We start from the raw sequence: 7,619 nt of genomic DNA, 5'->3' as shown, positions 1-7,619 counted from the left end.
ACAGGATGGGCTTACTGGGCCAACAGACTGGACAGTGAGCAAGCGAGCTCTTACCTGCTTGATGCAGCGGAGATGACGGCTGCCATTGAGGACAAAGTCTTTAACGGCTTTTACTACTATGGGATCCATGTGGAGAGTGGCTTAGTAAGTCCTGACCAGCATGAGGAGTTCCTCAATGACGGGGAGCAACACCATGCGGAGCTGGCAGAGTTCCTCCGTGGTATCCAGAATGGAGCCATGCATGATGACGGCCCTAACCCACTGCCTAACGAAGACAGCCCGCCAGCAGCCTTTGACTTTTCGACCATGCGTCCGGGGCGTATCTTTACCATGGCAGGGGAACGATACCGCTATCTTGAAGATATGGATAACGGAAACCATATGATTATTCGGGATAATGCGATACGTGATATTAACTTTTACAATCAAGAAGGAGCTATGGACGATTGGTATAGCACACTTTCCCAGGAAGTTCAGGACATGGTTCAACCCGTGTCAGATAGCTTTGACACAGGTCAGCTTCTTCCTGAAGACATTATTTGGGATGATGAAAGTCAGTGGATGATTACTAACCTTGCTGACCTCAATATTGCGAGTGATGTGACTGAGATTGATCCAAGTGGTAGTCCTCGTGCTTTTGTTCTTTCCGTTGCAGATGTGTTACGCTTATCAGGTCCAGGGCGAGGATTTCCTACCGCTTTGGAACGTGGACATGGAGCGTTAGGCTGGTGGTGGACGCGTACTCCATGGCTTCCAGGACGGGCTTGGCGTGTAGGAAACCGTGGAGGATTCGCGGGACCAGATTCTATAGGTATTGCGAATTCTACTGGTGGCATGCGCCCTGCTCTGATTATCAATCAAGGAAACTGATCTGTTACAAAAATTTAGAAACCTGCCTCCCTTAACCAAAATTACAAAAGGAAAAAGTCTGGGATAAAAGTCATAGTGAGTTGATTTTACTCAAGGCCATAAAAAACTCGCGGAATAAAACAGCATTCTTGTATGCCGTTATTCCGCGAGTTTTCATTGTTTTGGCTTGGTGCTTCTTAAGCCTGTATGATAGAGTAGGGCTATTTTTCTATTTTTTATGATATGAGCTATCACTCCTCGTTAGCCCCATAAACTGAGCGAGCTTCGACAAGTTTGTCTTGCCGATGTTCCTGATAAAATTCTTCAAGTTTCGGAGTAACAGTTGGTGCAGCAGCATTGAATGCTTTTGCCTGTTGAATCGCTTGAGGAGTTGGAGGAGAAACGAGCTGGGGTAACTCAGGTAAAAGAGGGGTGTGTGACAGGGCTGTACCAGAGAAAGTAAACGGCGTCACATTTCTGCCTTCATTCATAAATCTGATGGTATTGTTGAGCAGGTAAACACGCATGTTGTTTTCTTGTTCGATTGGGGCGGCTGGGATATAATATTTACCACTCATATCAGGGCTTCCTACCCAAACAGCAGTAGAAACACCAGTTGATGTAGCAGCCATCCAAGCATCAGGAGCACCTTGGCTACGGGCAGGTTCTGTGGCAGTCTCAGGGAAGTTGGAAAGTCCAGACTTTGTAGCAAAGGCATTGGGCCATTGCGGCTGTGCAGCTAAGGGCTCAGAACCGTTGGGTTGTGTCACATTTTGCATAAGGTTGACCAGAGACCGTGCCGTTGAAGAACTCATGGCACGTTGCGTTTCAGGTTGGCTGAGAGGAACTTCTTGACCATTTACACTAACAGAAGCTATGGTAGTCGGTGTGATGCGTACACCGTCATTTCCAATAGCAGAATAGGCAGAAGCAGCTTGTAAAGGGGAGAAATCATAACTGATTGAATGTGATTGATCATAATGATGCGAAGCAATGCCTAAAGGTCGCATGATACTATTTTTTTGATCGTCATTCGTCATATCAAAAGTTTGGAGTGCAGCAGAGTTCAAAGAATTTCCAAGAGCAAAACTTGCTGGGACCGGTCCATAGCTTTTTCCGCCATAATTCATTAAAGGTTTACCGTTTGCATAGGTTGTCGCATTACCATTCAGAATGCTGTTTTCGTTGATGTATCCATATTCAAGCGCTGGCGCATAGTCTAGCAGTGGCTTGATTGTTGAACCGGAAGAACGGACAGATGATATAGGAAGCTGTGGATTATCCGAATTTGTATTGAGCGCCAAGATATGCCCTGTCTTAGTGTCAACCACAGAGATGGCTGTTAAAGCACCCTCGGGAAGTTCATTACGGGGGATATTAGATACATCAGGCGCGGTATGGTTGGCTACGGTTTCTAGATAATCCAGATGTCCTTTTGTGGCATAGGTTTTGACGACAACTTTAGCATTTCTTGGTAAGGCCAATTGTCCAAGTTCTTTTTGAACTTGAGCGATGTAAGCTTGATAAGCATGAGGAATACCTTGTGTATAATTTGGGTTGAGCTTAAGTTCTTTTTTCACTGCTTCAGCACTGTCCTTGTATTCTTGCTCAGAAATAATTTTGCTAGACTTCATGACAGCCAAGACAGTGAGTGCGCGTTGTTTCCCAGCGCCTGAAAAATCTTGGACGTAAGTCGAAGGTGCTTGCCCAAGGCCTGCTAAGTATGCAATTTGTGCAATGTAGAGGGGAGTTTTTTCGTCAGTCATCATTGGTGTGGAAAAAAGGTTGTTCCAAGCTGCTCCTGGTCCAATGGTATCTGGAGTTAAGCGCAGGGTGTCGAGATAACTGGTCAGAATTTCATTGCGTGAATAGCGTTCGGCAAGGCTATGTGCATCAATTAATTCAACAATTTTACGAGAAAGGGATTTGTCGGCGTTAAAACCACCATGGGCAATGTTTTTGGCTAACTGCTGATCAATTGTTGAGCCACCGCGTGGACCACGCGCAAGGTGTAAACGCGTGAGGACTTCAGATAAAATCGCATTGCTGACACCCTTTATCGAGTAACCCTTAGTTTTACGGGAATAGAAGTCACTGTCCTCGACTGCTACTAATGCTTTTATATAAAGCTCAGGAATGTTTTGCTCCTTGCCGGAAAGTTGTGCGGGGATGTATTTGTAAATATTTGAGGATTCTTGGAGGGCTTCTCCATTAATATCTGTGATTGTAAAAGATTGAGATATTGCTTGCGGTGAAGGTTTCAGTTCGATTGTGTGAGCATTGTGTGACTCTTTGTTCAAGAGATAAACGGCACCAACGGCGCCAACAGCCGTGAAAAACAAAAGGACAAGGAAAAAAATGGACAGTGTGCGGAGTATTATTTTTTTAGTCATTTTTCCTCTCCTTTATTTTTATCTTCATCATCATTATTATTATTATTTGCTTCTGTTTTGTCATCCGTCTTTGAGCCTGTTTTTTCTTTTTCTTGTGTTTGAACGGTGACGGTTTGTCCCTTCATAATCCGTGCATAGTCTGAGGGATTAGGGCTTTGCTGAGTGATTATCACTGTATCTTTATCCTCAAACTGTGTGGGAACTTTGATTTGAAAATCTGTCTGGGCGATTTTCCTTGCCTCAGCCAAAGTTTTTCCTCTAAGATTTGGGAGAACAACACTGGAGGCCTTGAGTTGCTCTGATTTTTCGACTTTCTTTTGAAAGGCAGTTAACTCTTTGATACGCGCCTCAACAGTTTCTTTTTTGCTCAAATATGTGTTGACTTTATTGAAGACAGGAATAAATTCTTCCATAAGCGTGTTATCAGTTGCAATTTGGCCAAATTGAAGGCGGTTAATTGTACTGTAACTGTTTGTATAATTCACAAACTGGGTAAAGTTGTTGAGAAGAGCATTTGCTTGGTTAAGTGTCTGAATAGAGTCTATAATGGTTGGTTGAGAAACAGCAGCATCATCCTCAATGTAAGATTGAATGCTTTTTTCAGTTTGTTGGGCCAACTGATTTGCTTTTTCAATAAATTGAGGAAGCTGTTCTGCTTTTAAAGTCTCCGTCTCCGCTTGAAGCTCTTGAACAGCACGAGACAGGCGAGCATTTTCATAAAGCTGGGACAGTTGAGCCATTTGCTCATCGCTGGCCCCAAGCGCTTGCTGTAGCTGCTCTTGACTCTGAGAGAACTGCTCCTCAGACATTTCACCATTTATGATACGGTTGATAAGTTGTTCATTAACCCTCAAATTTTCGGCGAGTTCACTAGATGCATTGCTCAGATAGACATCCAGAGCATTATTTTTTAATTTTTTGATATAGTCGTTATCGTCAGGTCGAATATTTGTTGTTTCGATAATTTCTTTTTGGGACATTGACTGAAAGACAGGATAGTCGCGAAAGAGAATCTGTCGTCCGAGTAGTCCGGCGATTATGATAATGCCACTCAAAAGAAGGACCAGTGCGATAATAACTTTATTGAAGATTTGCTTTTTCATCTAAAACCTCATAAGTATTAAGCTTAATATAGGCACTAAGCTTCTCCATTATATCACACCACGCAAGATAACAATCATCAAGTGCAAGCAGAGGAAATGAATGCCGTCTTTATAGTTGGAAAAAGTGAGAGTTTCTATCGCATATCTACTAAGACTCAGCACAGGAGAGTTCCGACTTGATAATGTAACGCTTCTTTAGCAGTAGAGCAACTGTTCTTGCTCAGAAGAAAAGGAAAAATATGATAAAATTATTAGTATGAATACCGAGTCAAAGATTAAAAATTTAACGGAGCTATTAAATAAATATGCTTACGAATACTATACCTTGGATACGCCCTCTGTAGAAGATGCGGAGTATGACCGTCTTTATCGTGAGCTAGAGACACTGGAACAAGAAAACCCTCACTTGGTACGTGCGGATTCTCCGACCCACCGTACCGGCGATGTTGTCTTAGCAGGATTTGAAAAATACCAGCACGAATACAATCTCTACAGTCTATCTGATGCTTTTTCACGTGAGGAGTTAGAGGAGTTTGATGAACGTGTGCGTAAAGTCATTCCGAAACCTGAATACATTTGTGAACTAAAAATAGACGGTCTTTCACTTTCTTTAAAATACACAGAAGGAAAGCTTGTAGCAGCAGCGACACGTGGCGATGGAACTGTCGGGGAAAATATCACAGAAAATGTCAAGAGAATCAAGGATGTGCCTCTTGTCTTGAAAGAAGCTGTTGATATCGTGGTGCGTGGTGAGGCATACTTGCCTCGAAAAAACTTTATAAAACTGAATGCAGAACGTGAACTAGAAGGAAAACCTTCTTTTGCCAATCCCCGAAATGCCGCAGCCGGGACTCTTCGCCAACTGGATACCAAAGAAGTGAGTAAACGTGGTCTAGCAACTTTCCTTTATCAAGAGGCCAGCCCTGCGACAAACGAAACGCAGGAAGGAGTTTTGGAGTATCTAGAAAAGCTCGGTCTAGTTGTGAATAAAGAGCGCGTTTTTGCGAGGAATATTGATGAAGTCTGGGACTTTATTGAGCGTATTGCCACTATGCGAGATACTCTGGACTATGACATAGACGGTGTCGTTGTTAAGCTTAACAATCTGGCAGAACAAGAGGAATTAGGTTTTACGGTTAAAGCGCCGCGCTGGGCTATTGCTTATAAGTTTCCGGCAGAGCTTGCAGAAACCGAGATTTTGTCTGTGGATTGGACAGTAGGACGGACGGGGGTTGTGACACCGACAGCTAATATGGAACCTGTTACCTTAGCACAAACAACGGTGTCGCGAGCAACCTTGCATAATGTAGACTATATCAAAGAGAAAGACATCCGCCTTAAAGATAAAGTAATGATTTATAAAGCTGGCGATATTATCCCAGCTGTGCAGCGTGTCTTGATTGATAAGCGTCCTAAGGACTCTGTGGAGATGGCTATTCCAAAATATTGTCCAGAATGTGCTTCTGAACTTGTGCACTTTGAAGACGAGGTGGCTTTACGCTGTATTAACCCACTGTGTCCTGCACAAAATCGAGAGAAACTCATTCATTTTGCCAGCCGAGGTGCCATGAATATTTCTGGTTTGGGGCAATCCATCGTGACACAACTTTTTACCAATTCTTTAATTAAAGATGTCGCAGATATCTATAAGTTACAGCTGGATGAATTATTGGCTTTGGACAAATTTCAAGAAAAATCAGCTACAAAATTATTGGCAGCTATTGAAGCTTCAAAAGGAAACTCAGCGGAGAAACTCCTTTTTGGCTTGGGAATTCGTCACGTGGGGGCAAAGGCAGCAAAGTTACTCCTTGAACGTTTTGGTAATATTCGTCGTTTATCACAAGCAGGCTTGGAAGAAATTGCAGAAATTGCAGGTTTAGGTTCAGTAATTGCAAAAGCAGTAACGACATATTTTGCAACAGAAGGTGCACAGCTTTTACTCAATGAATTAGAAGAGGCTGGTGTAAATTTTGAATATCTTGGTGTTAAACCAAAAACAGACAGTGTTTTATCAGGAAAAACAGTTGTCTTAACTGGAAAATTAACATCGATGACACGAACAGAAGCTAAAGAGAAATTAGAAGTTTTGGGAGCAAATGTTGCTGGCTCAGTTTCTAAGAAGACGGACCTTGTTGTTGCAGGTGCAGATGCGGGTTCAAAGTTAACTAAAGCACGAGACTTGGGCATTGAGGTCTGGTCAGAAGAGGAGTTGCTGAATTTATGAAAGCAAGATTGATTTACAATCCGAGCAGTGGACAGGAAATTATCAAGAAAAATGTGGCTGACATTTTGGACAAGCTGGAAAGTTTCGGGTATGAGGTGTCTGCTTTTCAAACGACACCTGAGCCGCAGTCGGCTCAGAAAGAAGCTGCGCGTGCGACCAAAATGGGTTTTGACTTGATTGTAGCGGCAGGTGGTGATGGAACAATCAATGAGATTGTCAGTGGAATTTCTCCCTTTGAAAAAAGGCCCAAGTTGGCTATTATTCCGACTGGAACGACCAATGATTTTGCGCGTGCACTCAAAATTCCTCGAAATAAACCCTTGGCTGCCGTTGAAATGATTGGTAAAAATCAAACGCTAAACATAGATGTAGGTCAAGTTAATGACGGGGAATACTTTATCAATATTGCTGCAGGAGGTAGTCTGACAGAGCTCACTTATAGTGTGCCGAGTCGATTAAAAACGGCTTTTGGCTATCTGGCTTACCTAGCAAAAGGTGTTGATCTTTTGCCACAGATTAGAAAACAAAAGGTCAGAGTGACCTATGATGACGGCGTATTTGAGGGTGAAATTTCGATGTTTTTTGCTGCCTTAACAAACTCTGTTGGCGGTTTTGAGAAGATTGCCCCTGATGCAAAATTAGATGACGGTCTATTTACACTGATTTTGGTGAAAACAGATAATCTTTTTGAATTACTCGCTTTGATTTCAATGGTTATTAAGGGCAGTCATGTTGATGATGTGAATATTGAATACTTGAAAACGAGTAAAATAAAGATAGAGCCACTCACAGATAAAAGGATGATGATAAATGTAGATGGTGAATACGGCGGTGAGGCGCCAGTAACCTTTACCAACCTTCATGGTCATATCGAAATTTTTGTTAATCTTGATGAAATTAATAATGATCATTATTCAGATGATGAGAAAGGTCTAGCTTTAGAAGCTGTTGCCCAAAAATTTGCAGAGGAAGCTGAGCAACTCAAGAAAGAAAGTGAATAACAAATTATACTGTGCATAATGTACAGTTTTTTTGTACAGATTTTATATT

General features: G+C 42.4%; 5 protein-coding genes. 3 read left to right on the top strand and 2 right to left on the bottom strand.

The genetic code is table 11. From position 1 onward, the window contains the following. Nucleotides 1-870, top strand: an 870-nt coding sequence (locus NFR51_RS09200) for a hypothetical protein (protein WP_251713393.1), incomplete at its 5' end; no start/stop codon positions are given. Nucleotides 871-1,100: 230 nt separating this feature from the next. Here NFR51_RS09200 and NFR51_RS09195 read toward each other — a convergent pair. Together NFR51_RS09195 and NFR51_RS09190 are read right to left on the bottom strand one after the other, a co-directional pair. Then, complete coding sequence (locus tag NFR51_RS09195; protein WP_251713392.1) at nt 1,101-3,242, bottom strand: transglycosylase domain-containing protein; 2,142 nt, start codon at nt 3,240-3,242, stop codon at nt 1,101-1,103. Next, complete coding sequence (locus tag NFR51_RS09190; RefSeq protein WP_251713391.1) at nt 3,239-4,345, bottom strand: PASTA domain-containing protein; 1,107 nt, start codon at nt 4,343-4,345, stop codon at nt 3,239-3,241. Before NFR51_RS09190 ends, NFR51_RS09195 begins: the two co-directional genes overlap by 4 nt. 256 nt (nt 4,346-4,601) lie before the next feature. Here NFR51_RS09190 and ligA point away from each other — a divergent pair, with 256 nt between their 5' ends. Both ligA and NFR51_RS09180 read left to right on the top strand, forming a co-directional pair. Further along, nucleotides 4,602-6,569: an NAD-dependent DNA ligase LigA gene (gene ligA / locus NFR51_RS09185; RefSeq protein WP_251713390.1), complete on the top strand. Its 1,968-nt coding sequence runs from the start codon at nt 4,602-4,604 to the stop codon at nt 6,567-6,569. Further along, nucleotides 6,566-7,570 carry a diacylglycerol kinase gene (locus tag NFR51_RS09180; RefSeq protein ID WP_251713389.1) on the top strand — a complete coding sequence of 335 codons (1,005 nt, stop codon included), beginning with the start codon at nt 6,566-6,568 and terminating at the stop codon, nt 7,568-7,570. The genes ligA and NFR51_RS09180 overlap by 4 nt, the downstream gene beginning before the upstream one ends. Nucleotides 7,571-7,619: the final 49 nt, after the last annotated feature.

Source organism: Lactococcus ileimucosae (genome assembly GCF_943193185.1).
GTDB lineage: Bacteria > Bacillota > Bacilli > Lactobacillales > Streptococcaceae > Lactococcus > Lactococcus ileimucosae.
Note: the sequence above shows the minus strand (reverse complement) of the source record. Positions and strands in the feature narration are given on the sequence as shown.